Below are 26,560 nucleotides of genomic sequence, written 5' to 3' on the forward strand. Positions count from 1 at the left end.
TAGATTCTCAATTGAGAGTAAATCTTTTTTACAATCTATACATTTCTCAGCCGCAGATTCACCCGCAAGCCCGCCGCGCCGTTCTGCGCCCACACGGCACCGCCCTGAAGCTCAGTGACGCTGCGGGCGATCGACAGGCCCAGGCCGAAGCCACTGCCGCCGGGGCGTGCTGCGTTGAGCCGGGTGAACGGCAGGAAGATGCGTTCCAACTCGCCAGGGGCAACCCCCGGCCCCTGGTCCTCGACCCACAGCAGCCAGTAGTTGCCCTCGCAGCGTCCACCGAGGCTGACGACGCCACCCGGCGGCGAATGGCGCACCGCATTGCGCAGCACGTTCTCCAGGGCCTGGGCCAGGCTATTGAGATGCCCGAGCACCGTGCAACCGGGTGGCAGCTGGTTGCACAGGCGTTCGACGGGCCAGCCGGTCTCGAAGCAGACGTCTTCGCACAGCACCTCCCACAGCCGCCCCACCTCCACCGGTGCCAGCGGCAGCAGCGGGCGCTCGGTGTCGAGCCAGACCAACTCCAGGGTGTCGTTGATCAACGTTTCCATGCCCTGGACTTCACGCTCGAGGCGCTGGCGCAGTGCGTCGATGTCCTGCTCCCGCTCGCCGGTGACCCGCAGGCGGCTCAGCGGCGTGCGCAGCTCGTGGGACAAATCGCGCAGCAGCTGGCGCTGGAAGGTCACCGTGTTTTCCAGGCGTCCGGCCATGTGGTCGAATGCCCGCGCCAGCTCCCCCAGCTCGTCGCCCCGCGTGGTCAGTTGCGGCCCCAGCCGGGCGGACAGGTCGCCGCGGCTGAGCACCATGGCCTGGCGGCGCAGCACCGCGATCGGCGCGATCAGCTTGCGGTACAGCAGCACGCCCAGGCCCAGCGCCAGGCAGGCCGGCAGCACGCGCTCGAGCAGGGTATGCCACAGGTAGTTGTATTTGCGCGGGTCAAGCCGGGCTGGCAGCTCCATCACCAGTCGGCCCTCGCGGTTGGCCAAGGGCACGAAGAATGTCGGCCTGCCACCAGGCCGGCCTACCGACCAGTCCAGCGAGCGCATGAAGTCGAGCTTGCGGTGTTCGTGGCGGGCAAGCGGCTGTGACGACAGCGATTGCTCCTGTCCGTCCACCAGCACCGCCCAGATGCCTTCGCGTGCCTGCAAGGTCGCAAGGAACCTGTCCACTCCCGGCGTCCCCCCCTGCTCCAGGGCCTGCTCAGCCTCGCGCGCATAGTTCGACAACGTCGCGCGGGCCGGGCTGCCCAGGGTCGACGTGAGGGTATTCAGGCGCTGGCTGACGTCCACGTGCAGGCTGATGATCAACAGGCTCAACAGTACGATGCTGCCCAGCAGGGTCCAGAACAGCGAATGGCGGTCGGGCAGCGTCATGCTTGTACGCGCCGCAGCACGTAACCGGCGCCGCGCACGGTCTCGACCCGGGCGGTACGGTAGTCGATGAGCTGGAGTTTGCGACGGATGTGGCTGATGTGCATGTCCAGGCCACGGTCATGGATCGAATACGCGCGGTGCAGCGCCTGCTGGTAGAGAAAAGTCTTGCTGAGCACCTCGCCGGGGGCCTGCAACAGGGTTTCCAGGATGCGATATTCGGTACTGGTGAGCCCGGCCCAGCGCTGCGCGTGGCAGACATCGCCACGGATCGGGTCGAAGGCCAGGTCCAGCGCCTGGCCCAGTGCCTCATGCGCCTGATGCCCTGCGCGCGCCTGGCGCTCGTAGGCGACACGGCGCAGCAGCGCATCGATGCGCACGTCCATTTCCGCCATGCTGAAGGGCTTGGGCAGGTAGTCGTCGGCACCCTGGCTGAAGCCGACGATGCGGTCCTGCTCGGCGCCCAGCGCCGACATCAGGATCACCGGCACGCGCTGCGCCCGGCGCAGTTGGGCGAGGCGCTCCAGGCCATTGCCATCGGGCAGCAGGATGTCCAGCAGCACCAGGTCGAAGCCACCTTCGCGCACGTGCTCTGCCACATCGCCCGCCTCGTGCCGCAGGGTCACCGCGAAACCACGCTCGCCCAGGTGCTGCTCGATATGCTGGGACAACACAGGGTCGTCCTCGATGGCCAGGATACGAACGGGAGACAGGGGGGCGCTGGCCAGTTGCATGGGAAAACCTTGCGAATGGAAATGATTATTGAACGCGTAGTCTGACAAATTCCCCGCGCCTGATACAAATCCGTTGGCCACTTCGAGGGCTCCAGTGGGTGTATACAAAAATATTCAACTCTGTTTACACTGCCCCCGCGCCTACGACATCGGTCATCGCCGCTGCGTATTGCGCCAGGCTCAAGCCATGCAAGCCCTCTATCCTTTTGCCCGCTCCGGGCACCCTTCGCAAACGTCGCCCACCCTCCCCGTCGTCGCGCCGAGCACGCAACCTGGCTTACCTCCCGGGCCTTTTCTCGCCCGCTGACCCGGCTGCACCGCGCATTCCTATCGCCCCCTTACGACACCCGCCACGCGGGAGAGGAACACTTATGCCCAAGACAATGCTGGTCAAGAACGCCGAACTGCTGGTGACCATGGATGGCCAACGCCGCGAGATCAAACGCGGCGGACTGTTCATCGAAGACAATCTGATTCGCCAGGTCGGCCCGAGCGACACCCTGCCGCACACCGCCGACGTGGTCCTGGACATGACCGGCAAGGTGGTCATTCCCGGCCTGGTCAATACCCACCACCACATGTACCAGAGCCTTACCCGTGTGGTGCCGACGGCTCAGGACGGCGAGTTGTTCAGCTGGCTGAGCAACCTGTACCCGATCTGGGCCAGGCTGACCCCGGAAATGATCGCCGTATCGACCCAGACCGCCATGGCCGAATTGATGCTCTCCGGCTGCACCACCTCGAGCGATCACCTGTATATCTACCCCAACGGCTGCAGGCTCGACGACAGCATCCATGCCGCCGGGGAAATCGGCATGCGCTTCCACGCCGCACGCGGCAGCATGAGCGTCGGCCAGAGCCAGGGCGGCCTGCCGCCGGATGCGGTGGTGGAGAAGGAAAGCGACATTCTCAAGGAGTCCCAGCGCCTGATCGAGGACTACCACGACGATCGCCACGGCGCGATGCTGCGCATGGTGGTGGCGCCCTGCTCGCCGTTCTCGGTGAGCCGCGACCTGATGCGTGAAGCCGCGGCCCTGGCCCGCCACTATGGCGTGTCGCTGCACACCCACCTGGCCGAGAACGTCAACGACATCGCCTACAGCCGCGAGAAGTTCGGCATGACCCCGGCCGAATATGCCGAGGACCTGGGCTGGGTCGGCCACGACGTTTGGCACGCCCACTGCGTGCAACTGGACCAGCACGGTATCGAGCTGTTCGCTCGCACCGGTACCGGGGTCGCCCACTGTCCTTGCTCGAACATGCGCCTGGCCTCGGGCATTGCGCCCATTCGCCGCATGCGTGACCACGGCGTGCCGGTGGGCCTGGGGGTAGATGGCTCGGCGTCCAACGACGGCGCCAGCATGATCGGCGAGGTACGTCAGGCGCTGCTGCTGCAACGCGTGGGCTTCGGCCCGGATGCGATGACCGCCCGCGAAGCCCTGGAAATCGCCACCCTGGGCGGCGCCAAGGTACTCAACCGCGATGACATTGGCGCCCTGGCGCCGGGCATGGTGGCCGACTTCGTCGCCTTCGACCTGGGCCACGTCGCCTATGCCGGTGCTCATCACGACCCGCTGGCGGCCCTGGTGTTCTGCACGCCGACCCATGTCGATACCAGCGTCATCAATGGCCGCGTGGTGGTCGAGGGCGGCCGGATCACCACGGTCGACCTGCCCCTGGTGCTGGAACGCCACAACCGCCTGGCCCGGCAGTTGGTCAGCGGTGAGTGAGCTAACTGCGTAGTGAATGGCACCGGCTTTCGCCGGTGTTCGCGGCGGTTCGACAAGGCCGCGCAAATCCTGTGGGAGCGGGTTTACCCGTGAAGAAGTCAGCGCGGTGTATGGCCAGGGCTTCGCCCTGGTTCGCGGGTAAAGCCGCTCCCACAGGGGCTGTGTCGTGCTTACGATCAGGCGCGCCGTGCTCAGCCAGATGAACAAACTTTCATCGAGCGGCGGCGATGGCTTGCGTAGCATCGCCAGCCCCTGGCCAGTTCCGCTCCAAGCCCCATGCCGCAACCGATCCCGCTCAAGGACCACGAAAAGGAAAAGCACCTGGTCAACCGCCGGGTGCTGGCCTGCGCCGTCCTGCTGCTGGCCCTGAGCGCTGCGCTGGTGGGGCGCCTGTACGTGCTGCAAGTGCTGCAGCACGACCAGCAGACGGCCGTGTCGGAAAACAACCGGGTGCATGTGCTGCCCATCGCCCCCGAACGCGGGCTGATCTACGACCGCAATGGCGTGGTACTGGCCGACAACAAGCCCAGCTTCAACCTCACCATGACCCGCGAGCGCAGCAACGGGCAAACCCCCGCGGTACTCGACACCCTGGCCGAGGTGCTTGGCCTGGGCGACGAAGACCGCGCTCAGTTCGACAAGGACCTGCGTCGCGGCCGCAAGCCGTTCGAGCCTGTGACTTTGATGTTCGGCCTGAGCGAGGAGCAGATCGCCCTGATCGCGGTCAACCAGTTCCGCCTGCCGGGGCTGGACGTCGAGCCGCAGTTCATCCGCGAATACCCGCAAGGTGCGCACTTCGCCCATTCGGTCGGCTATGTCGGACGCATCAACGAAGCCGAGGCCAAGACCCTCGACAGCACCGCCTACCGCGGCACCCAGTCGATCGGCAAGACCGGTGTCGAGCGTTTCTACGAGCACGAACTGCACGGTCAGGTGGGCTATGAGGAGGTCGAGACCAACGCCCAGGGCCGGGTGATGCGGGTGCTGCGCCACCACGCTCCGACACCGGGCAAGGACATCTACCTGAGCCTGGACCTGCACCTGCAACAGGCCGCCGAACATGCCCTGGGCGAGCGCCGCGGTGCGCTGGTGGCGCTGGACCCGGCCACCGGCGAGGTGCTGGCGATGGTCAGCAACCCCAGCTTCGACCCCAACCTGTTCGTCAAGGGCATCAGCTTCAAGCAATACGCCGCCCTGCGCGACTCCATCGACCGCCCGCTGTTCAACCGGGTACTGCGCGGTCTGTACGCACCAGGCTCGACGGTCAAGCCGGAAGTGGCCATCGCCGGGCTCGACAGCGGCGTCATCACCCCCGCCAGCCGGGTGTTCGACCCCGGCTACTACGAGCTGCCCAACTACGACCACAAGTACCGCAACTGGAACCGCACCGGCGATGGCTGGGTAGACCTGTACAGCGCCATCATGCGTTCCAACGACACCTACTTCTACGACCTGGCGCACAAGCTGGGGGTCGAGCGGCTGCACGACTACATGAGCGAGTTCGGCCTGGGGCAGAAGGTTTCGCTGGATCTGTTCGAGGAAGCCCCAGGGCTGATGCCCTCGGCCCAATGGAAGCGCGCCACCCGCCGCCAACCCTGGTTCCCCGGCGAAACCCTGATCCTCGGCATCGGCCAGGGCTACATGCAGGTCACCCCGTTGCAGTTGGCCCAGGCCACCAGCCTGCTGGCCAGCAAAGGGGCCTGGCACCGCCCGCACCTGGCCATGACGGTCGGCGGACAGCCGCCGGTCGACCCCAACCCGATGCCCGACATCGTCCTGCACGACAAGCGCGCCTGGGACCAGGTCAACACCGGGATGCAGATGGTCATGCACGACCCGCGCGGCATCGCCCGCGCCGCTGCCGCCGGTGCGCAGTACCGCATTGCCGGCAAGAGCGGCACCGCCCAGGTGGTTGCGATCCGCCAGGGCGAGCGCTACGACCGCAACAAGACCCTCGAGCGCCACCGCGACAATGCCCTGTTCGTCGGCTTCGCCCCGGCAGAGCGGCCGTCCATCGTGGTGGCGGTGATGATCGAGAACGGCGAGGCCGGCGGCCGGGTGGCGGGGCCGGTGGTGCGTGAGGTGATGGATGCCTGGCTGCTGGATGAGCAGGGGCACTTGAAGGCGCAGTATGCGGGCGCCACGGACAAGGGCGCGGCGCCGCACGGTTGATGCAGGTCAGTCCTGGTTGGCCTGGAGCATATCGGCAATGATGTCATCGTAGGCGCTGGTAACAGCGTCCAGTGGTTGCTTGATGGTTTCGGCTTTCTTCTCGATGAGCTGAGCCAGCGCCAGCAACTCCTTTAATGGGAGGCCATTGAAACCAGGACAGAACGCGGCCATAACCTGGAAAAACCCACGATGTCCGGGGTTACGGAACTTCATGCGCACGCTTGCGCTCTTAACTGCATGTAGTAGATCCCTTGGGCTTCACGCTTTTGGAGGACTGACTCATGCGTCACTCACTGGTCGTTTCCGCACTGCTGATGTGCATTCCTGCCGGCGCAGCGCTGGCTCGCGTCGATGCGGGCGATGTCGCCACTTCGGCAGGGGTCTCCGCGTCGCTGTATTCCACCTTCAAGGATGACAAACGCATCATTCCAGCCCATGACGAGCTGTCCGCGTTCATCGCCAGCGACGGCGCCATTCGTGGTGCGTACGTCGAGTCGGCGCTGGAGCAGGTACGCAAGGAGCACCCCGGGTTGAATGCCACGGATGAAGAGCTGGCCAGGGCGCTGTTGTCGGCTGAACAGTAACGCACGTTCGGCCGTTTCGCGGGCAAGCCCGCTCCTACAGGTTTTGCGCGGTACCTGTTGGGGCGGGCTTGCCCGCGAATGGGCCCGACCTGCTTACCCTGCACCACTTTCCTCGCGCCACTGCGATGGGCTCATGCCGGTCCTGCGCCGGAACACCCGCGCCAACGCCGACGGGCTTTGGTACCCCACCTCATCCGCCACCAAGGCCAAGGGCCGTCCCTCGCGAATGCGCTTTTGCGCCAGCCCCACGCGCCAGCCCGCCAGATAATCCCCCGGCGTGTCGCCCACCACCGTTCGAAAATGCGCGGCGAAGCTTGCCCGCGACATCCCCGCCAAGCCTGCCAGCTCCTCGACGCTCCAGTTGCGTGCCGGTGTGTCGTGCATGGCCACCAGTGCCCGCGCCAAGCGCTTGTCGGCAAGCCCTGCGAGCATGCCGGAACCCAGGCTGCCGTCACTGAGCAACTGGCGCAGCAGCTGGATCACCATCAGCTCGAACAAGCGGTTGAGCACCAGCCCCCGTCCGCACTCGTCACGTTCTGCCTCAGCGAACAGCCAATCGGTACTGGCCTGTAGCCCAGCCAGGGCGCTCAAGGGGCTCACCAGCACATCAGGCAAGGCTGCGGTCAGGGGATTGTTCGGCCCACCGATGAAATTCAGCGTGGCGCAGACCAGCTCGGCCTGGTCGGCTTCGGAAGCACTCAAGCGATGGGTCTGAGGGCGCACCAGCAGGATCAGGCTGGGCTCCTCCAGCGACCACGCCTGGCCGCCCGGCCCCTCGAACCTTAGGCGTCCCGCGCGCAACAGGTGTACATGGCCCACCTGGGTGTCGCCCGCGTAACTCGAGAGGCCGCAGAAGCTGCCTTGGTGGAAGGTATCGGCATTGAAGGCGAAATGGTTGAGCAACGTGGCAAGGCGGTCCATGGCGTTCTCATGATTAGACGATCAGTCGCATAAATTGGATTATTTGAACCCAAAAGGCAATTCCTCCTGGGTAACCTGTGCCCAAGCTTGAACAACAAGCCCCTTACCCAAACAGGAGAAACACCATGACCCGCATCAATGCCCTGACCCTCGAACAAGCTCCCGCCGCCGCTCGCCCTGCCCTGCAAGGCATCGACAAAGGCATGGGCTTCATCCCCAACGCCTTCGCCACCCTGGCCCACTCGCCAGCAGCCCTGGGCGGCTATCTGGCCCTGGCCCAAGCGCTAGGCAAGAACAGCCTGACCGCGCAGGAACGTGAAGTGGTGGCGCTGGCGGCCTCCGAGGTGAATGGCTGCGAATATTGCACCGCCGCGCACACCTTCCTGGGCGGCAAGTCGGGGCTGAGCGCCGCCGATGTGCTGGCCGCCCGCGCCGGTACCTTGAGCCCGGTGGCAGCGTTCACCCGCTCGGTGACCCTGAGCCGCGGCCAGGTGAGTGACGATGTGCTGGCGGCCGCCCGTGAAGGTGGGCTGGACGATGCGCGGATCGTCGACGTGATTGCCCAGGTGACGCTGATGACCCTGACCAACTACCTGAACAACGTGGCGCAGACCGAGGTGGACTTCCCGCCGCGTGCGGCCTGATAGCCCAGCTTGGCAGTACCGGCCTCTTCGCGGGCAACCCCGCGAAGGGTCATCATCCTCATTCTGCAACCGATCGAGGCCCTGTCGCGGTGCGACGCCCGCAGGCGTACGGCGACAGGGCCCGAGCTTGAGCACCTGCATAAGCTTATATGCGCTCGTCGATGGTGCAGGGGCTCATATCATTCCGCGTGATAATAACCTTCGCATCATTCGATTCGTGCGCCGCGCGCAAGGCATTGCAGAATCCGCCCACTATCACTAATACATTGGCGGAGTTCTCCATGGAACATTCACTCAAACCCTTGCGCCTTCCCCTCGCTGCCCTGGCAGTGGTGGTGCTCAGCGCTTGCGGTCGAACCCCAGATGCCGTGCAGGCTCCCGCCGCGCCCAAGGTCAGTGTGGCCAAGGTGATCGAGCAGCCGATCAACGAGTGGGACGAGTTCACCGGTCGCCTGGAAGCGCCGGAAACCGTCGAGGTTCGCCCACGCGTTTCCGGCCAGATCGACCTGGTGGCCTTCACCGAGGGTGCCCAGGTCAAGAAAGGCGACCTGCTGTTCCAGATCGACCCACGTCCGTTCCAGGCCGAAGTACGTCGCCTCGAAGCCCAACTGCAACAGGCCAAGGCCACCGCGATTCGCAGCGCCAACGAAGCCCGCCGTGGCGAGCGCCTGCGTGACAGCAACGCGATCTCCGCCGAGCTTGCCGAGTCGCGCAGCAGCGCCGCTTCCGAAGCCCGCGCCGGTGTCGATGCGATCCAGGCCCAGCTGGACCTGGCCCGTCTGAACCTGAGCTTTACCCGCGTCACCTCGCCGATCAGCGGCCGGGTCAGCCGCGCCGACTACACCGCCGGCAACATCGTCACCGCCGATGTCACCCCGCTGACCAGCGTGGTCTCCACCGACAAGGTCTACGCCTACTTCGATGCCGACGAGCGCGTATACCTCAAGTACACCCAGCTCGCTCGCCAGGGCCAACGCGGCCAGGCCACCCCGGTGTACCTGGGCCTGAGCAACGAAGCCGGCAACCCGCACCTGGGCCAGATGAACTTCGTCGACAACCAGGTCAACCCGCGCACCGGCACCATCCGTGGCCGCGCCGTGTTCGACAACCGTGAAGGCCAGTTCACCCCAGGTTTGTATGCCCGCCTGAAGCTGGTCGGCAGCGCCACCTACGACGCCGTGCTGATCAACGACGAAGCGGTTGGCACCGACCTTGGCAAGAAGTTCGTGCTGGTCGTCGACAAGGACAACAACGCCACCTACCGCGCCGTCGAGCTCGGCCCGAAACTCGAAGGCCTGCGTATCGTGCGCAGCGGCCTGAACAAGGAAGACCGCATCGTGGTCAAGGGCCTGCAGCGCGTACGTCCCGGCTCCCCGGTCACGCCTGAGGACGCCCCGATGGCCAGCGAACAGACCCTCGCCACCCTCGCCCAGCAGCGCCAGGCCCTCGAAGCCAGCAACCAGCCCAAGCGCGTGGTCGGCCCCAGTGTGAAAGTCGCCAGTGCTCAAGCACCGCGCGGTTAAGGGACAACACCGATGAACTTCTCGAAATTCTTCATCACCCGGCCGATCTTCGCCGCCGTGCTCTCGCTCGTGCTGCTGATCGCAGGTTCCATCTCGCTGTTCCAGTTGCCGATCAGCGAATACCCGGAAGTGGTGCCGCCCACCGTGGTGGTGCGCGCCAACTTCCCAGGTGCCAACCCCAAGGTGATCGGCGAAACCGTCGCCGCACCGCTCGAGCAGGCCATCACCGGTGTGGAGAACATGCTGTACATGTCCTCGCAGTCCACCGCTGATGGCAAGCTGACCCTGACCATCACCTTCGCCCTGGGCACCGACCTGGACAACGCGCAGGTGCAGGTGCAGAACCGCGTGACCCGGACCCAGCCCAAGCTGCCCGAGGAAGTCACCCGTATCGGTATCACCGTCGACAAGGCCTCGCCCGACCTGACCATGGTCGTGCACCTGACCTCGCCGGATAACCGCTACGACATGCTCTACCTGTCCAACTACGCCATCCTCAACATCAAGGATGAACTGGCCCGCCTCGGCGGCGTGGGCGACGTGCAGCTGTTCGGCATGGGCGACTACTCGCTGCGGGTCTGGCTCGACCCGAACAAGACCGCTTCGCGCAACCTTACTGCCAGCGACGTGGTCAACGCCATTCGCGAGCAGAACCGCCAGGTAGCCGCCGGCCAGCTGGGCGCGCCGCCCGCTCCGGGCAGCACCAGCTTCCAGCTGTCGATCAACACCCAGGGCCGTCTGGTCAACGAAGAAGAGTTCGAGAACATCATCGTGCGCGCCGGCGCCGACGGCGAAATCACCCGCCTGAAGGACATCGCCCGGGTTGAGCTCGGCTCAAGCCAGTACGCCCTGCGCTCGCTGCTGAACAACCAACCGGCCGTGGCCATCCCGATCTTCCAGCGCCCAGGCTCCAACGCCATCGAGATCTCCGACGAAGTGCGGGCCAAGATGGCCGAGCTGAAGAAAGACTTCCCGCAAGGCATGGACTACAGCATCGTCTACGACCCGACCGTGTTCGTCCGCGGTTCGATCGAGGCGGTGGTGCACACCCTGTTCGAAGCCCTGGTGCTGGTGGTCCTGGTGGTCATCCTGTTCCTGCAGACCTGGCGTGCCTCGATCATTCCGCTGATGGCGGTGCCGGTTTCGCTGATCGGTACCTTCGCGGTCATGCACCTGTTCGGCTTCTCGCTCAACGCCCTGTCACTATTCGGGTTGGTATTGGCCATCGGTATCGTGGTGGACGACGCCATCGTCGTGGTGGAGAACGTCGAGCGAAACATCGGCCTTGGGCTCAACCCCTTGGACGCCACGCAGAAAGCCATGGGCGAGGTGACCGGCCCGATCGTCGCCACGGCGCTGGTCCTGTGCGCCGTGTTCGTACCGGCGGCGTTCATTTCCGGCCTTACCGGGCAGTTCTACAAGCAGTTCGCCCTGACCATCGCCATCTCCACCGTGATCTCGGCGTTCAACTCGCTGACCCTGTCGCCGGCCCTGGCCGCCGTATTGCTCAAGGACCACCACGCACCAAAGGACCGCTTCTCGCGCATGCTCGAAAAGCTGTTCGGTGGCTGGCTGTTCACCCCGTTCAACCGCTTCTTCGACCGCGCCAGCAACAATTATGTGGGCGGCGTGCGCCGGGTCATCCGCTCCAGCGGCATCGCCCTGTTCGTGTATGCCGGCTTGATGGGCCTGACCTACCTGGGCTTCTCGTCCACCCCGACCGGCTTCGTACCGGCCCAGGATAAGCAGTACCTGGTGGCCTTCGCCCAGCTGCCGGACGCGGCCAGCCTCGACCGCACCGAAGCGGTCATCAAGAAGATGAGCGAAATCGCCCTGGAGCAACCGGGCGTAGCGGATTCGGTAGCCTTCCCAGGCCTGTCCATCAACGGTTTCACCAACAGCCCCAACAGCGGCATCGTGTTCACCCCGCTCAAGCCGTTCGATGAGCGCAAGGACCCGAGCCAGTCGGCAGCAGCGATCGCGGCAGCGCTCAATGCCAAGTTCGCCGACATCCAGGACGCCTACATCGCGATCTTCCCACCGCCGCCAGTACAGGGCATGGGCACCATCGGCGGCTTCCGCCTGCAGATCGAGGACCGCGGCAACCTGGGCTACGAGGCGCTGTACAAGGAAACCCAGAACATCATCGCCAAGAGCCACAACGTGCCTGAGCTGGCGAACCTGTTCACCAGCTACCAGGTCAACGTGCCGCAGGTCGATGCTGCCATCGACCGGGAAAAGGCCAAGACCCACGGCGTGGCGATCAACGATATCTTCGACACCCTGCAGGTCTACCTGGGCTCGCTGTACACCAACGACTTCAACCGCTTTGGCCGCACCTACCAGGTCAACGTCCAGGCTGAACAGCAGTTCCGCCTCGATGCCGAGCAGATCGGCCAACTGAAGGTGCGCAACAACCTGGGCGAGATGATTCCGCTGGCGACCTTCCTGAAGGTCAGCGACACCGCAGGCCCCGACCGCGTCATGCACTACAACGGCTACATCACCGCCGAGATCAACGGCGCCGCGGCGCCAGGCTACAGCTCCGGCCAGGCAGAGGCTGCGATCGAGAAACTGCTGAAAGAGGAACTGCCCAACGGCATGACCTTCGAGTGGACCGACCTGACCTACCAGCAGATCCTCTCGGGTAACACCGCGCTGTTGGTCTTCCCGCTCTGCGTACTGCTGGCCTTCCTGGTGCTGGCTGCCCAGTACGAAAGCTGGAGCCTGCCGCTGGCGGTGATCCTGATCGTACCGATGACCCTGTTGTCGGCCATCACCGGCGTGATCGTCGCTGGCGGTGACAACAACATCTTTACCCAGATCGGCTTGATCGTACTGGTGGGCCTGGCGTGCAAGAACGCGATCCTGATCGTCGAGTTCGCCAAGGACAAGCAGGCCGAGGGCCTGGACCCGCTGGCCGCAGTGCTGGAGGCTTGCCGCCTGCGTCTGCGCCCGATCCTGATGACCTCGATCGCCTTCATCATGGGCGTGGTACCGCTGGTGTTCTCCTCCGGTGCCGGTGCCGAGATGCGTCATGCCATGGGCGTGGCGGTGTTCTCCGGGATGATCGGCGTGACGGTGTTCGGCCTGTTCCTGACCCCGGTGTTCTTCTTCCTGATCCGCCGTTTCGTCGAACGCCGCGAAGCCCGCAAGGCCGAACGCGCGCCTTCGCTGGAGAACCATGCATGAACCTGCTCAAACCCTTGACCCCTAGCCTGCTGGCACTGGCCCTGGCGGCCTGTGCGGTAGGCCCGGACTACAAGAGCCCAGAAACCCAGGCAGCGCGCTTCGACAGCGAAGCGCCAGTGAAGGCCCTGGACCGCAGCCGCTTCGAAGGCACCTGGTGGAAGCAGTTCGACGACCCGGTGCTGGACCAACTGGTGCAGGCGTCCCTGCAAGGCAACCGTGACCTGCAAGTCGCCTTCGCCCGCCTGAAAGCGGCGCGGGCGATCCGCGATGACGTTTCCAACGACGACCTGCCGGTGGTCACCAGCCGCGCCAGCGGTGAGATCGGTAAAGGCCAGGTGCCGGGCGAAACCGAAAGCCGGGTCAACCGCGAACGCTACGACCTGGGCCTGGACATGGCCTGGGAGGTCGACCTGTTCGGCCGTATCCAGCGCCAGATCGAGGCCAGCAAGGCCCAGGAAGACGCCGCCGAAGCCGACCTGCAACAACTGCAAGTGAGCCTGATCGCCGAGCTGGTAGACGCCTATGGTCAACTGCGCGGCGCCCAGCTGCGCGAGAAGATCGCCCTGGCCAACCTCAAGACCCAGCAGGACTCGCGCAGCATCACCGTGACCCTGCGCGATACCGGCGTGGGTAACGAGCTGGACGTGGTGCGCGCCGACGCCCGCCTGGCCGCCGTCGAAGCCACCGTGCCACAACTGCAAGCCGAGCAAGTGCGCTCGCGCAACCGCATCGCCACCTTGCTGGGCGAACGCCCGGACAGCCTGAGCGTGGACCTTTCGCCCAAGCAGTTGCCGGCCATCGACAAGGCCCTGCCGGTGGGTGACCCCGGCGAGCTGCTGCGTCGCCGTCCAGACATCCGCAGTGCCGAACGCCAGCTGGCCGCCGCCACCGCCAACGTGGGCGTTGCCACCGCCGACCTGTTCCCACGGGTGAGCCTGAGCGGCTTCCTGGGCTTCACGGCGGCACGCGGCTCGCAGATCGGCTCCTCGGCAGCCAACGCCTGGGGCCTGGGGCCGAGCATCACCTGGGCGGCTTTCGACCTGGGCAGCGTGCGGGCCCGCCTGCGCGGCGCCAAGGCCGATGCCGACGGGGCGCTGGCCAACTACGAGCAGCAGGTATTGCTGGCGCTGGAAGAGTCGTCCAACGCTTTCAGCGACTACGGCAAGCGCCAGCAGCGCCTGCTGGCGCTGATGCGACAGAGCGATGCCAGCCGCAAAGCGGCCGACCTTGCGTCGATCCGCTATCGCGAAGGCACGGTGGACTACCTGGTGCTGCTCGATGCCGAGCGCGAGAAGCTAGGCGCCGAAGATGCCCAGGCTCAAGGCGAGATCGAGCTGTACCGCGGTATCGTCTCGATCTACAAGGCGCTGGGTGGTGGCTGGCAGCCAGAGACAGTGGCCAGCACCCGCTGAGATACAGGTAACTCCGGTCGGTTGGACCCCTCCCCCAACCGCACTTGCCCCGCTGGCTTGCGCCTGCGGGGCTTTTTTGCACTGGCCTCTCAGCCGTCCGTCGAGCGACTTGCGTCCTCCCATTCGGCAATCTGCTCCTCCATCGCCTCAAGCTTCGCCCTCACCAAGCCCAGCGCATCGCTGCCAAGCAACAAGTGCGCGGGCGGCTGCTCGTGGTCCATCACCGCCAACATGGCCCGCGCAGCTTTCCGCGGATCGCCCAGCTGCTTGCCGCTCTTGGCCTCGCGGGCGCTGCGAATGGGATCGAACAACGCGTCGTAATCGCCGATGGAGCGTTCGGCACGAACCATCGAGCGCCCTGCCCAATCGGTGCGGAACGACCCCGGCGCCACCGCCGTAACGTGAATGCCGAAGGCACTCACCTCCTTGCCCAGCACTTCGGAAATACCCTCCAGGGCAAACTTGCTGCCGCAGTAATAGGCGATGCCCGGCATCGTGATGAAGCCACCCATGGAGGTGATGTTGAGGATGTGCCCACGGCGACGTGTACGCATGAACGGCAGCACCGCCTTGGTCATGGCCACCGGGCCGAATACGTTCACGTCGAACTGGCGCCGCATCTCGTCCAGGGAGGACTCTTCGAGAATGCCTTCATGCCCGTAGCCGGCGTTGTTGACCAGCACATCGATGGCACCGACGCTCGCCTCGATATCGGCCACCAGCGTATCGATCGCCGCGAAGTCGGTCACATCCAGCACCCGGCCGATGGCGTTTGCCGGGTGCAGTGTTTCGAAGTCCAGGCGCGCCTGTTCGCTGCGCACCGTGCCGACCACCCGGTGCCCAGTTGCCAATGCCTCAAGCGCCAAGGCCCGGCCAAAACCGCTGCTGACGCCTGTGATGAAGATGAGTTTGCTGGATGACATGCCTGCGCTCTCGCTGCAATGAATGAGAAATGCACGATATTCTTTCGAAAGCTCTGGCCTCAGCCCTAAGAGGTTGCTTTTATTGCCTATTCCTATGAGTTCATCCGAGAAGTCAATGTCCTTGCAACAGCGCATGGTCAGCCAGCTGCTGGCCCAGGCCCCGCAGGAGGGTTACAACCTTACCGCCCTGCCCGAGGTGCGCATCCTGCGTTCGGACCGGCCGTTGGCGCGCACACCGGTGCTATACGACCCCGGTATCGTGATCGTCTGCCAAGGCCGCAAGCGCGGCTATTTCGGCGACCGCCTCTACCTCTACGACGAGCAGCACTACCTGGCCGTCGCCGTGCCGGTGCCGTTCACCATGGAGACCGAGGCCAGCGCCGAGCGCCCCTTGCTAGCCCTGTACCTGCACCTGGATTTCCAGCTGGCTGCCGACCTTTCAGTACAGCTCGAACAGCACCAGGCGCCCTCACCTGTCGAAGCGCCGCTGAGCATGATGTCTAGCCCCATGGACGGCGCCTTGCGCGCCACCGTGCTGCGCCTGCTCGAGGCCTTGGGGCAACCGCTGGAGGCAGCGGTGCTTGGCCCGGCGCTGGTGCGTGAATTGTATTTTCGCGTACTTACCGGCGCCCAGGGCGAGGCGATGCGCGCCGCGCTGGCCATGCGCGGGCAGTTCGGCAAGATCGGCCGGGCCTTGCGGCGCATCCACAGCGCCTACGCGCAACCGCTGGACCTTGCTCAACTGGCCGCCGAAGCCGGCATGAGCGTGCCGACCTTCCACAGTCATTTCCGTGCCATTACCCAGACTTCGCCGATGCAATACGTCAAGTCCACCCGGCTGCACCAGGCGCGCCTGCTGATGGTTCGCCAGGGCATCAGCGCCGAGGCCGCCAGCCATGCCGTGGGCTATGCCAGCGCTTCGCAGTTCAACCGCGAATTCAAGCGCCTGTTCAGCCTGACGCCAGCGGCCGAGGCCAGGCGCCTGCGCGAGCAGTTCGCCTTGCCGCCGCCCTTCGCCAACGCCGACTACGTGTCATCGCATTGAGTTCAAGAGGCGACGCTGGCCTGCTCGGCCTCTTGCTGGCGCGCCGCATAGCGCTGCGCCAGCACCGCGCAGACCATCAGCTGGATCTGGTGGAACAGCATCAGCGGCAGGATGATTGCACCGATGCCGCTGCCGACGAACAGCACCTGGGCCATCGGCACGCCGGTGGCCAGGCTCTTCTTGGAACCGGCGAACAGAATAGTGATGCGGTCTTCGAGGTTGAAGCCCAGTACCCGCCCGAGCAGGCTGGTGCCCACCAGCACCAAGGCCAGCAGCACACCGCAGGCGATGAACAGGCCAATCAAATGCTGCGTCGAGACGGTGTGCCACAGCCCGGTCACCACCGCCTCGCTGAAGGCCGTGTAGACCACCAGCAGGATCGAGCCTTGGTCGACCTTCTTCAGCCAACCGGCGTTGCGCTTGACCCAGGCGCCGATCCAGCGGCGTGCCAGCTGCCCGGCGACGAAGGGCACAAGCAGCTGCAGGGTGATCTTCAGTACCGCATCCAGGCCTGAACCCGTTTCGCCTTCTGCACCGAGCAGCAACATCACCAGCAGCGGGGTCAGAAAGATGCCCAGCAGGCTGGAAGCCGCCGCGCTGCATATGGCGGCGGGCACGTTGCCGCGGGCCAGGGAAGTGAAGGCGATGGCCGACTGCACCGTGGCCGGCAAGGCACACAGGTACAACAGGCCCAGGTACAGCTCATCGCCCACCAGCGGTACGAACAGCGGCTTGAGCGCCATGCCCAGCAGCGGGAACAGCACGAAGGTGCAAGAGAACACCAGCGCATGCAGACGCCAATGCCCGGCCCCGGCGATGATCGCCTCACGTGACAACTTGGCGCCGTGCAGGAAGAACAGCAGGCCGATGGCCAGGTTGGTCAGCCAGCCGAACAACACCGCGCCCTGGCCATGACAGGGCAGCACCGTGGCGATGAACACCACCGCCAGCAGGGCCAGGGTGAACTTGTCGAAGAGCATGCGCAGGTACTTCATGGCGGTTCCGTGTTGTCAGGGGCAGGTGCAGACGATAAGGTCTCGCCCCATTGCCTGCTAACGCCGGAACTCCCTCCAATGTCGCTGAACGGACACGCGATCAGCCAGCCTAGGACTCATTCCATGCACCTTTCCCGCGCCCTGCTACTGGCCATCGCCCTCGCCGCCTCCCAGGCCCAGGCCGACACCCTGGAGACCCAGGTCGCTTCGGTCATCCAGCCGATGATGCGCGAGCACGACATCGCCGGCATGGCGGTGGCCGTCTACGCCAATGGCCAAGAGCACTATTTCAGCTATGGCCTGGCCAGCAAGGCCGAGCGTACGCCGGTCACCCGCGACACACTGTTCGAGGTCGGTTCGGTCAGCAAGACCTATACCGCCACCTTGGTCGCCCTGGCCAGCGCCGAAGGCAAGCTCGACCTGCAGGCCCCGGCCAGCCGCTACCAACCGGCGCTGTCCGGGACGCCGCTGGGCGAAGCCAGCGTGCTCGAACTGGGCGCGTACAGTGCCGACTGCCTGCCTTTGCAGTTTCCCGACGAAATCAACAACGACGCCCAGGCATTGAGCTTTCTGCAACACTGGCAACGGCGCTTCGCCCCCGGCACCCAGCGCTGCTACTCCAACCCGAGCCTCGGGCTGTTCGGCAACCTGGCAGCACTGGCCCAGCAGCAGCCCTTTGCCCAACTGATGGGCCAAGGCCTGCTGCCACAGTTGGGGCTCAAGCACACCTACCTGCAAGTGCCTGCCCAGGCCCGCAGCCTGTACGCCCAGGGTTACGACGCCAAGAACCAGCCGGTGCGAGTCAACCCCGGCCCATTCGCCGACGAGGCCTACGGCATCAAGACCAGCGCCAGTGACCTGCTGCGCTATGTGCGCCTGCAACTCGAACCACACCTGCTCAAACCGCTGCAGGCCCAAGCCATTGCCCTGACCCAGGCGGGTTACTTCCAGGTGGGCGACATGACCCAGGGCCTGGGCTGGGAGCGCTACCCCTACCCGGTGGCGCTGGACACCCTGCTGCAGGGCAATGGCGCGCAGATGATCCGCGAACCCCAAGCCACCCGCCGACTGGACCCGCCGCAACCGGCAGCACCCGGCTTCTGGTACAACAAGACCGGCGCCACCAGCGGTTTCGGCGCCTACGTCGCGTTTGTGCCAGCCAAGGGCATGGGCATTGTGCTGCTGGCCAACCGCAACTACCCCAACGAGGCCCGAGTGAGCGCCGCGTACCGTATTCTCGGCACGCTGGAACCGTGACCGGCCGGTACTGATTCCTATAAGAAAAGCGGGATTGTCAGACAATATGTAGTGCTTGAAATTTTTCACTACAAAATCATTGACGCCCTTCCTCACCCTTGGGCATGATGAGGCCGTCTCCCCGATCGGGAGCGGTGGCAAGGGTATTCCAGACGGCCTGCGCGGTAACGCAGGCCGTTCGTGGAGAGGGAAACTGCCCAGAAGGCAGCGTGAGAAAGCCCCTGTTGCGATGCTGCTGTAGCAGCCTGAGGTGTGCGCTACATCCTGTAGTGCCAACTATGAAAATCACCAACGAATGGGTAATGGGGGCTTTATGATGAACTTGAACGACAATCCAACCATCGACCAATTGGCCCAGCTGTTCGCTGCACGCAAGGACAGTCTCGACGACCACTTGCTGTGGGTCAGCCAGACCGGTGAGGTGCGCCTCGACCGCCTGCCGCCAAACACCGTCGAAGATGAATTCGAATCGCACATGCCCAGTATGCGGGCGCGCTTCAAGGTCTACCGTCGTGGCCAGGGCTTCGTCGGCAAGAAGGCCGCCGCCGATACCGAGTTTGTCGGTCGCGTACTCGAAACACTGCAACAAGAATGGCCTACCGCCCGTGAGCGGCAGGCCGTCAAGGTGATCGACCCACTGCACTGAATCGCATCACCGCTAGTTGAGCCCGGCCCCTTTCAGGCCGGGCTTTTTCATGCCTGCCAGAATCACGCGCCCGACCTTATCGCGTGAAAACCCATACGCCGCTACTGCGAAATTTCCTTCACGACAATGACTTGAAACAAATCCAAACACCTCGATAGTGCGAGCAAACTACAGTACAAGTACTTGGCAAAGTTCCCGATTACTTGCGAAAAAGTTTAAGGTTTACCCCGCAGCCAAGTGGCGACTACACTGGAGTCAACGAACAGCTATACCCACCTGCGTGGCCGACGTTAATTGTGGTTTCATGTTCGTCACGTTACGCCACGGCTGACTTATCAGGAGTGATGAAAGTGTCCAGACTTGCAGAGTTTCGTGCCGCTGAAAAAGCACTTCAGGAACAACTGGCGCAACTGGAGGCATTGAAAAAGGATGCTGGCCTGAAGCGTGAAATCGAGTTCGAGCGCAAACTGCTCGACCTGATGAAGCACTACGACAAGGGCCTGCGCGATGTGATCGCCCTGCTCGACCCCAAGGCTGCCAAGGCGGGCGTCAAGGCCAGCGGCAACGCACCGAAACAGCAACGTCGAGCCCGGGTGGTCAAGGTCTATGAAAACCCCCATACCGGTGAGCTGATCGAAACCAAAGGCGGCAACCACCGCGGTTTGAAGGCCTGGAAAGCGCAATATGGAGCGACCACGGTGGAAACTTGGGTGCGATGATGAAACATCCACGCACACTTCACAGTTTTTTCACATCGACAGGATCACTATCGAACCAGCTAAAGGATTAGCGACCCCATCACGCGCCCGCACACGCGGGCCTCTCTTCCCAGCGCCCTGCACTCGTGCAGGGCGCTTTCATTTGCGCAATCGCTTCACTGCCGTATCATGGCCCGCCTGTCTTCATCGTCGGCACCTTCCGGGCCGACCCTGTCTCTGGAGCCCCCATGAGCCTGCATGACCTGCAAACCCTGCCTGGCGTCACCGCACAGCCGGATACCGCCACCGCACAATTCGTCTTCAACCACACCATGCTGCGCGTCAAGGACATCGAGAAGTCCCTGGACTTCTACACCCGCGTGCTGGGTTTTCGCCTGGTCGACAAGCGCGACTTCCCGGAAGCGGCCTTCAGCCTGTACTTCCTGGCCTTGGTCGACCCGGCGCAGATCCCGGACGATGACGCCGAGCGCCACCAGTGGATGAAATCCATCCCTGGGGTGCTGGAGCTGACTCACAACCACGGCACCGAAAGCGACCCGGCCTTCGCCTACCACAACGGCAACACCGACCCTCGCGGCTTCGGCCACATCTGCATCTCGGTGCCGGATGTACGTGCCGCGTGCGAGCGTTTCGAAACCCTGCAGGTGCCGTTCCAGAAGCGCCTGGCCGATGGCCGCATGAACCACCTGGCGTTCATCAAGGACCCGGACGGCTACTGGGTCGAAGTGATCCAGCCAGCCGAACTCAAGGTCTGAGTTCATCAGGCTCGCGCTCGTCGGGCCGGGAACTCCCGGCCCCTCGCTGTGGTATACGAAGGTAAGTGCTTCCAAGCCACCACAGCGAGGTAAGGACGATGCAAACCCTTCACTGTGCATACCGCGACCACACCATCACCGCCAGCGTCATGCCCCGCCCGGGGTCACCCCTGCCCTATGCCGCCGGTTGCCTGATCACTACCCCTGACGAGCGCACCAGCCGACGCCTGGCGTTGCCAGTAGGCATGGCGTTTTTCCCAGACCTGGAAAATGCCCAGCATGCTGCGCTGGCCCATGGCAGGTGGCTGGTGGACCGGCAGCTGGAGGGCGAGCGTCAGTTGTTCTGAAGACTGCTGCATACGCGGTGGTCCTTTCGCGGGCAAGCCCGCGCCTACAGCTACAGCGCCGTTCTCAGGAGCGGCGCTGTGCTTGTAGGTAGATCTCAACCTTGACGGGCGAACGCCACCGCCGCCGCCACCTGCTCGTGCGTCGGGCGCACACCGGTATACAGCACGAACTGCTCCAGCGCCTGCAAGGCGATCACATCGAGCCCGGTAATCACCGGTTTGCCCAGCGCTTCGGCGCGGCGTATCAGCGGCGTTCGCGCGGGCATGGCGACCACATCGAACACCCACTCGGCCGCCGCGATAGCGGTTTCCGGAAACGCCAGTTCATCCGCCTCCGGCCCTCCGGCCATGCCGATCGGCGTCACGTTGACCAACATCGGTGGGCTGATGTCGTCCAGCTGAGCTTGCCAGCGATAGCCACAGGAGTCGGCCAGTTGCCGCCCGGCCTGCTCGTTGCGGGCTACGATCACACCCTCGGCGAACCCTGCATCGCGTAGCGCACTGGCTACCGCCTTGGCCATGCCACCGCTGCCACGCAGGGCGAATGCGGTACGCGGATCCAGCGCATGCACATCCAGCAACTGGCGTACCGCCAGGTAGTCGGTGTTGTAGGCTTTCAGGTGGCCATCGGTATTCACCAGCGTATTGACCGAATCGATCGCCGCCGCTGAGGGGTCGACTTCATCCACCAGCGCCAGGCACGCCTCCTTGTACGGCATCGACACGCCGCAACCGCGAATGCCCAAGGCGCGGATTCCGGCCACTGCCGCCGGCAGGTCCCGGGTGGTCATGGCTTTGTAGTAGTAGTCCAGACCCAACTGCTGGTAGAGGTGGTTGTGAAACCGCACGCCGAACGTACCCGGACGCCCGGCCAGGGAGATGCACAATACGGTATCCCTGCTCGGTGGAATGCTCATCGATGGCTCCTTGGTCACTGACTGAAACGATTCTTCCAGCCTACCAGACTGACCGCCAGTCGCCCCTTACACAACCTTTACCTTGTGCCAGTACCGAGCGACGGGTTTGCGTGGTCATAGTGATAAGCCCCATGCACGGGGTGTAGCCCTGCGAGGAAATGTCCATGAACCGTTTCATTCCTGGAGTCGCCCTGCTGGTGGGTGCATTGGCCATCAGTGGGCAAGCGTCCGCCCATGGCGGGGGTTGGCACGGCCCGGGCCCGGTGCTCGGCGCAGCGGTGGTCGGTGCGGTGGTCGGCGCGGCGGTTTCGGGGGGCCATGACCGCACGGTGTACGTCGAGCGCGCACCGGCCTATTACCCACCTTACCCACCGCCGCCGGTGTACGTACAGGCACCACCGCCTCCGGTGTACTACCAGCCCTACGTGGTCGAACGCTACGTACCGGCTCCCCCACCGGTGTACCGCCGCTACTACGGCCCGCCGCCGGTGTACTACGGCCCGCCGCGCTGGTGATTGCATGTCACGTTGAAAAAACCAATGACCACTATTGAGCGTGTTGATTTTAACAGCGCCCGGCTACTGGTTAAGGTAGGCCCATGTTTCAGAGGAGGTCCAACATGGCCACTATCCAGATCATGTCCGTCGTCGGCACAGCCGTTCCCCAAGCCCTTCGCGAGCAAGGCTTGCTGGCCTGCTGGTACTTGATGAGCAACGGCGAGCCGGTCAGCGGCCCCCTGGCCTCCCGTGCCACCGCCCAGGCCATGGCCGAGCGCCTGCAGGCAGGCCGACTGCTCGCCTGAACCCGAATTTGTTGTGCGTTGCTCCTTACCCTCTCCCTTTATGCCCGCCTCTGGCGGGCTTTTTTTTTGGAATGGGTAACCGACATCGAAGGGGGTGCGAAAAACCGTTCCAGCATGAAGGTTTTTTCATTTCCACAGCGTGCAGCAACGAGCAATCGACAGCCGCCGAGCCATACTTCATCATGCAGCGCTTTCAGGGGGAAACCCTGCACAGCCAACGACATACCTACTTTTAGTGAGTCTCGACGTGAAAATTTCTCTGCCCATCGTCAGCCTGCTGCTGGCGCTCACCGCCACCGTCACCCTTCCGTCGACCGCTGCTGCACAATCCCCGGCCCAAACGCAACGCGACCCATCCAAGCTGCACCTGGCTTCCGGCAGTGCCTTGCTGATCGACCTGAATACCAACAAGGAGCTGTATTCCTACCACGCCGACCGGGTACGCCCGATCGCCTCGGTCACCAAGCTGATGACCGCCATGGTGGTGCTCGATGCCAAGCTACCGATGGACGAGATGCTGACCATGACCATCGCCAACAACCCGGAAATGAAAGGGGTGTACTCGCGCGTGCGCCTGGGCAGCGAACTCAACCGCCGCGAAACCCTGCTCATTACCCTGATGTCGTCGGAAAACCGCGCCGCCAACAGCCTGGCCAACCATTACCCAGGCGGCTACCCGGCCTTCATCAAGGCCATGAACGCCAAGGCCCGCGCCCTGGGCATGAGCCATACGCGCTACGTCGAACCGACTGGCCTGTCGACCCAGAACGTGTCCACCGCCCAGGACCTGGTCAAGCTGCTGGTGGCCGCGCGCAAGTACCCGCAGCTGGGCGAGCTGTCGAGCACTTCGGAGAAGACCGTGGCGTTCCGCAAGCCCAACTACACCCTGGGCTTTCGCAACACCGACCGCCTGGTTAACAAGAGCAACTGGGACATCGCGCTGACCAAGACGGGCTTCACCAACGAGGCCGGCCATTGCCTGGTGCTGCTGACGAAGATGGACAACCGCCCGGTGGCGATGGTGATCCTCGATGCGTTCGGCAAGTACACCCACTTTGCCGATGCCAGCCGCATTCGCCAGTGGCTGGAGACCGGCAGCGCCAAGCCGGCACCGGCAGCGGCCCTGCAATACAAGGCCGAACGTCAGAAGGGGGCGCTGGCGGCGGACTGACCGCAGCCGCGCAGCGTCTTTCAACCCAGGCCTCAGGCCTGGGTACTGACCATACCGCCAGCGCTGCTGCCGCCGGTCTTGCCCAGCGCTTCGAGCAATTGCGCGGTAGCCGCCTGGACCTGCCCATTGAGGGTGGCGATACTGGCCTGCTTGGCCGATACCAGGCTCAACTTGCTACCTTCGTCCATCTTGCTCGCCATCAACTTCGCCAGTTGCTTCTGCTCCTCGGCCAACTGCTTCTGCAGTTGCTTGATCAGTTCACGCAGCTGCTTGATGTGCGCCGGCTCGCCGCTACCGCCCTGATCGGTCTTCTTTGCTTCGCCGTTTTCGGCCAGGGTCGAGACATCGACCTTCAAACCGTCCTCGCGCTTGCGGGCATCGCCCTCCTGGACCTGCACCGTGGAAGGCGGCGATACGCTTGGCTGGGCGCTGACGCCATTGATACTGACGCTGGTGATTCCTATCATTTTCGTCTCCTGACGCGAGTGGCAAGCATGGGAATGCCCTCTGTGTCGACCTGCCCCGTGCATTCTTGAGCCCGCCAGTGGGCGATAAATTTCCCGCCTCCTCGCTCGTCCTCCTGATACCCGGGCCCTGCCCTGCAGCAGCCGCCCCCGTTCAGCCCGCAACGAGATGGCAATGACCAAGACCCGTTCCCGCAAAGCCCTGTACATCGGCCTGCCCCTGGCCCTGGCGATCGCCGTCGGCGCGGGCGTCGCCTACCTGCACTGGGGCAAGGACAGCGGCTATCCGCCGCGCATCGTCGAGCAGGCCAACCGGTTGCACGAGCACATGCTCTCGTTCGACAGCCACATCACCGTGCCCCTGACCTTCGGCAACCAGGACAACGAAGTCGACCGCGATGGCTTCGGCCAGTTCGACCTGGCCAAGGCAGGACGCGGCCGGCTGTCGGGCGCCGCACTGACCATCTTCGGCTGGCCGGAAATCTGGAACGGCGCCAATGCCCCGCACCGCCCGACCGCCGGTTTCGTCGACGAGGCCCGGCACCAGCAGGAGGTGCGCTACCAGATCATCCAGGGCATGGTGCGCGACTTCCCCAATCAGGTCGGCATCGCCTACAGCCCCGAGGACTTCCGCCGCCTGCACCGCGAAGGCAAGTTCGCCATTTTCATCAGCATGCTCAACGCCTACCCGCTGGGCCACGACCTGTCCCAGCTCGACCGCTGGACCGCGCGAGGCATGCGCATGTTCGGCTTCAGCTACACCGGCAACAACGACTGGGCCGACTCCTCTCGCCCATTGCCGTTCTTCAACGACACCGCCGACGCCCTCGACGGCCTCTCGCCGCTGGGCGAACAAGCCGTCAAAAGGCTGAACGAGCTGGGCGTGATCATCGATGTGTCGCAAATGTCGACCCTGGCCCTGCAGGATGTCGCCCGCCTCAGCCGCACGCCGATGGTCGCCTCGCATTCGGCGCCACGGGCGATGGTCGACATTCCGCGCAACCTCAGCGACAAGGAAATGAAGCTGATCAAGGACAGCGGCGGGGTGATCCAGGTGGTGGGCTTCGGCCAGTACCTCAAGCCGCTGAGCAAGCCTACCCTGGAAAAGCTCGAGGCCCTGCGCGCGCGCTTCGGCCTGCAACCCCTGCAAGGCCTGGCCAACGCGCTGATGCCGGGTGATGCGGTGATCGCCGCGTGGCCGGAGTCACGCTTCGGTGAATATGCCGGGCAGCTGTACGCGATTCTCGAAGAGGAGCCCAAGCCAGGGGTCGCCGCCCTGGTCGACGCCATCGACTACACCGTGCGCAAGGTCGGTATCGACCATGTCGGCATCAGCTCGGACTTCAACGACGGCGGAGGCCTGGAGGGCTGGAAGGATGTCGGCGAGATCCGCAATGTCACGGCTGAATTGCTCAGCCGTGGGTACAGCGAAACCGATATCGCCAAGCTATGGGCGGGGAATTTCCTGCGGGTGTGGGAGCAGGTGCAGAAAGCGGCCAAGCCCGTGGCTGCCGTAGCGCCCTGAAGGGCGCCACGGCATGCTCGTCAAAGGAAGGTGAACAGGTCCTTGGCCGGCAGGCGCGACTTGCCCAGCCCGGCGTTGAAGTCTTCCTCGCTGCGATAGCCCAGGCTCAGCAACACCACGCTGGTGAAGCCTTGCGCGCGCAGACCCAGTTCGGCATCCAGCGCCTTGGCATCGAAGCCTTCGATTGGCGTAGCGTCCAGGCCATGGGCCACGGCGCCGAGCAATGCGGTGCCCAGGGCCAGGTAGGTTTGCTTCTCCATCCAGTGTTGCAGGTCCTTCTGGTCGAAGCGGTGCAGGTTGACGTAGCTGCGGCGGCTCGCGTCCTGCCCGGCGCGGGCCTGTTCGTTATGGAAACGACCGTCGGCAGCTTCCTGGGCCAGCACCGCCTCGAGGTGTGCCTCGGTCATGTCGGTGCGGGCAGCGAACACGATCACGTGAGAGGCATTGAGGATCTTCGGAGTGTTGTAGGCGAAGGCCTCGGTGGCCTTGGCCAGGCGCGCCTTGCCTTCGTCGCTTTGGGCAACGATGAAGTGCCATGGCTGCGAGTTGACCGACGAGGGGCTGTGGCGCAGCTGCTCCAGCAGCGCGTCGATGGTTTCCTGGGGAATCTTGCGGCCCGCATCGTAGGCCTTGGTGGTGTAGCGGCGCTTGGCCAGGGTAACGGTATCCATCGAAACAGCTCCGATAAAAAGGGGGTTGATGGTGGCGTATC

Annotated in this window: 26 protein-coding genes; 17 read left to right on the forward strand and 9 right to left on the reverse strand. The window is 64.3% G+C overall.

Annotation, left to right across the window (positions count from 1 at the left end):
• Nucleotides 1–35 precede the first annotated feature (35 nt).
• Both RAC97_RS20095 and RAC97_RS20100 read right to left on the reverse strand, forming a co-directional pair.
• Nucleotides 36–1,373, reverse strand: a complete 1,338-nt coding sequence (locus tag RAC97_RS20095; protein WP_375101434.1) for a histidine kinase sensor domain-containing protein — start codon at nt 1,371–1,373, stop codon at nt 36–38.
• Entirely contained in the window at nt 1,370–2,104 is a 735-nt protein-coding gene (locus RAC97_RS20100; protein ID WP_375101435.1) for a response regulator transcription factor, read from the reverse strand. The genes RAC97_RS20095 and RAC97_RS20100 overlap by 4 nt, the downstream gene beginning before the upstream one ends.
• A 371-nt stretch (nt 2,105–2,475) precedes the next feature.
• Between RAC97_RS20100 and RAC97_RS20105 the strand changes: the two genes are divergently transcribed.
• Both RAC97_RS20105 and mrdA read left to right on the forward strand, forming a co-directional pair.
• On the forward strand, nt 2,476–3,834 hold the full coding sequence (locus tag RAC97_RS20105) for an 8-oxoguanine deaminase (RefSeq protein WP_375101436.1): 1,359 nt from the start codon (nt 2,476–2,478) through the stop codon (nt 3,832–3,834).
• A gap of 276 nt (nt 3,835–4,110) precedes the next feature.
• Nucleotides 4,111–6,006 (forward strand): penicillin-binding protein 2, encoded by a 1,896-nt coding sequence (gene mrdA / locus RAC97_RS20110; protein ID WP_375101437.1) that lies wholly within the window; start codon nt 4,111–4,113, stop codon nt 6,004–6,006.
• Between the two features lie 6 nt (nt 6,007–6,012).
• Here mrdA and RAC97_RS20115 read toward each other — a convergent pair whose 3' ends face one another.
• Nucleotides 6,013–6,219, reverse strand: a complete 207-nt coding sequence (locus tag RAC97_RS20115) for a hypothetical protein (protein WP_375101438.1) — start codon at nt 6,217–6,219, stop codon at nt 6,013–6,015.
• 68 nt (nt 6,220–6,287) lie between these two features.
• Here RAC97_RS20115 and RAC97_RS20120 point away from each other — a divergent pair, with 68 nt between their 5' ends.
• Nucleotides 6,288–6,590, forward strand: a complete 303-nt coding sequence (locus RAC97_RS20120; protein WP_375101439.1) for a DUF2388 domain-containing protein — start codon at nt 6,288–6,290, stop codon at nt 6,588–6,590.
• 93 nt (nt 6,591–6,683) lie between these two features.
• On the opposite strand, the gene RAC97_RS20125 is transcribed toward RAC97_RS20120, so the two are convergent.
• Complete coding sequence (locus tag RAC97_RS20125; RefSeq protein ID WP_375101440.1) at nt 6,684–7,511, reverse strand: cupin domain-containing protein; 828 nt, start codon at nt 7,509–7,511, stop codon at nt 6,684–6,686.
• Between the two features lie 125 nt (nt 7,512–7,636).
• On the opposite strand from RAC97_RS20125, the gene RAC97_RS20130 reads away from it, so the two are divergent.
• From RAC97_RS20130 to RAC97_RS20145, 4 genes are all read left to right on the forward strand, one after another.
• Nucleotides 7,637–8,155: a carboxymuconolactone decarboxylase family protein gene (locus RAC97_RS20130; RefSeq protein ID WP_375101441.1), complete on the forward strand. Its 519-nt coding sequence runs from the start codon at nt 7,637–7,639 to the stop codon at nt 8,153–8,155.
• A 281-nt stretch (nt 8,156–8,436) separates the two neighbouring features.
• Nucleotides 8,437–9,678: a multidrug efflux RND transporter periplasmic adaptor subunit MexE gene (gene mexE, locus RAC97_RS20135; RefSeq protein WP_375101442.1), complete on the forward strand. Its 1,242-nt coding sequence runs from the start codon at nt 8,437–8,439 to the stop codon at nt 9,676–9,678.
• Nucleotides 9,679–9,690: 12 nt separating this feature from the next.
• Entirely contained in the window at nt 9,691–12,870 is a 3,180-nt protein-coding gene (locus RAC97_RS20140) for an efflux RND transporter permease subunit (RefSeq protein WP_375101443.1), read from the forward strand.
• Nucleotides 12,867–14,282: an efflux transporter outer membrane subunit gene (locus RAC97_RS20145; protein WP_375101444.1), complete on the forward strand. Its 1,416-nt coding sequence runs from the start codon at nt 12,867–12,869 to the stop codon at nt 14,280–14,282. Before RAC97_RS20140 ends, RAC97_RS20145 begins: the two co-directional genes overlap by 4 nt.
• 89 nt (nt 14,283–14,371) lie before the next feature.
• On the opposite strand, the gene RAC97_RS20150 is transcribed toward RAC97_RS20145, so the two are convergent.
• Nucleotides 14,372–15,205 (reverse strand): oxidoreductase, encoded by an 834-nt coding sequence (locus tag RAC97_RS20150; protein ID WP_375101445.1) that lies wholly within the window; start codon nt 15,203–15,205, stop codon nt 14,372–14,374.
• Between the two features lie 94 nt (nt 15,206–15,299).
• Here RAC97_RS20150 and RAC97_RS20155 point away from each other — a divergent pair, with 94 nt between their 5' ends.
• Nucleotides 15,300–16,250, forward strand: coding sequence for an AraC family transcriptional regulator N-terminal domain-containing protein (locus RAC97_RS20155; RefSeq protein ID WP_375101446.1), 951 nt, complete (start codon nt 15,300–15,302; stop codon nt 16,248–16,250).
• 2 nt (nt 16,251–16,252) lie between these two features.
• On the opposite strand, the gene RAC97_RS20160 is transcribed toward RAC97_RS20155, so the two are convergent.
• Nucleotides 16,253–17,245, reverse strand: coding sequence for a bile acid:sodium symporter family protein (locus tag RAC97_RS20160; protein WP_375101447.1), 993 nt, complete (start codon nt 17,243–17,245; stop codon nt 16,253–16,255).
• A 123-nt stretch (nt 17,246–17,368) separates the two neighbouring features.
• Between RAC97_RS20160 and ampC the strand changes: the two genes are divergently transcribed.
• From ampC to RAC97_RS20185, 5 genes are all read left to right on the forward strand, one after another.
• The gene (gene ampC / locus RAC97_RS20165) at nt 17,369–18,502 is read left to right on the forward strand and encodes a class C beta-lactamase (RefSeq protein ID WP_375101448.1); all 1,134 of its coding nucleotides are present in this window, start codon (nt 17,369–17,371) and stop codon (nt 18,500–18,502) included.
• A gap of 313 nt (nt 18,503–18,815) precedes the next feature.
• Nucleotides 18,816–19,148: a hypothetical protein gene (locus RAC97_RS20170; RefSeq protein ID WP_375101449.1), complete on the forward strand. Its 333-nt coding sequence runs from the start codon at nt 18,816–18,818 to the stop codon at nt 19,146–19,148.
• A 350-nt stretch (nt 19,149–19,498) separates the two neighbouring features.
• Complete coding sequence (locus RAC97_RS20175) at nt 19,499–19,867, forward strand: histone-like nucleoid-structuring protein, MvaT/MvaU family (RefSeq protein WP_375101450.1); 369 nt, start codon at nt 19,499–19,501, stop codon at nt 19,865–19,867.
• A 227-nt stretch (nt 19,868–20,094) separates the two neighbouring features.
• Nucleotides 20,095–20,622 carry a lactoylglutathione lyase gene (gene gloA / locus RAC97_RS20180; protein ID WP_375101451.1) on the forward strand — a complete coding sequence of 176 codons (528 nt, stop codon included), beginning with the start codon at nt 20,095–20,097 and terminating at the stop codon, nt 20,620–20,622.
• Nucleotides 20,623–20,720: 98 nt separating this feature from the next.
• Entirely contained in the window at nt 20,721–20,969 is a 249-nt protein-coding gene (locus RAC97_RS20185) for a hypothetical protein (protein ID WP_375101452.1), read from the forward strand.
• A gap of 95 nt (nt 20,970–21,064) precedes the next feature.
• Here the strand turns inward: RAC97_RS20185 and RAC97_RS20190 are convergent, their stop codons facing one another.
• Nucleotides 21,065–21,886: a shikimate 5-dehydrogenase gene (locus RAC97_RS20190; protein WP_375101453.1), complete on the reverse strand. Its 822-nt coding sequence runs from the start codon at nt 21,884–21,886 to the stop codon at nt 21,065–21,067.
• 164 nt (nt 21,887–22,050) lie between these two features.
• Between RAC97_RS20190 and RAC97_RS20195 the strand changes: the two genes are divergently transcribed.
• The 3 genes from RAC97_RS20195 to pbpG all read left to right on the forward strand — a co-directional run bounded on the left by RAC97_RS20195 (nt 22,051) and on the right by pbpG (nt 23,859).
• Nucleotides 22,051–22,401, forward strand: coding sequence for a hypothetical protein (locus RAC97_RS20195; protein ID WP_375101454.1), 351 nt, complete (start codon nt 22,051–22,053; stop codon nt 22,399–22,401).
• A gap of 104 nt (nt 22,402–22,505) precedes the next feature.
• Nucleotides 22,506–22,688: a hypothetical protein gene (locus RAC97_RS20200; protein ID WP_375101455.1), complete on the forward strand. Its 183-nt coding sequence runs from the start codon at nt 22,506–22,508 to the stop codon at nt 22,686–22,688.
• A gap of 247 nt (nt 22,689–22,935) precedes the next feature.
• Entirely contained in the window at nt 22,936–23,859 is a 924-nt protein-coding gene (pbpG, locus tag RAC97_RS20205) for a D-alanyl-D-alanine endopeptidase (protein ID WP_375101456.1), read from the forward strand.
• Between the two features lie 32 nt (nt 23,860–23,891).
• Here the strand turns inward: pbpG and RAC97_RS20210 are convergent, their stop codons facing one another.
• Nucleotides 23,892–24,326: a hypothetical protein gene (locus tag RAC97_RS20210; RefSeq protein WP_375101457.1), complete on the reverse strand. Its 435-nt coding sequence runs from the start codon at nt 24,324–24,326 to the stop codon at nt 23,892–23,894.
• A 172-nt stretch (nt 24,327–24,498) separates the two neighbouring features.
• Here RAC97_RS20210 and pvdM point away from each other — a divergent pair, with 172 nt between their 5' ends.
• Nucleotides 24,499–25,848, forward strand: coding sequence for a pyoverdine-tailoring dipeptidase-like protein PvdM (gene pvdM / locus RAC97_RS20215; protein ID WP_375101458.1), 1,350 nt, complete (start codon nt 24,499–24,501; stop codon nt 25,846–25,848).
• Nucleotides 25,849–25,868: 20 nt separating this feature from the next.
• Here pvdM and nfsB read toward each other — a convergent pair whose 3' ends face one another.
• On the reverse strand, nt 25,869–26,519 hold the full coding sequence (nfsB, locus tag RAC97_RS20220) for an oxygen-insensitive NAD(P)H nitroreductase (protein ID WP_375101459.1): 651 nt from the start codon (nt 26,517–26,519) through the stop codon (nt 25,869–25,871).
• Nucleotides 26,520–26,560 lie beyond the last annotated feature (41 nt).

Origin of the sequence: Pseudomonas sp. LS_2, assembly GCF_042709235.1 — a bacterium.
Lineage (GTDB): Bacteria > Pseudomonadota > Gammaproteobacteria > Pseudomonadales > Pseudomonadaceae > Aquipseudomonas.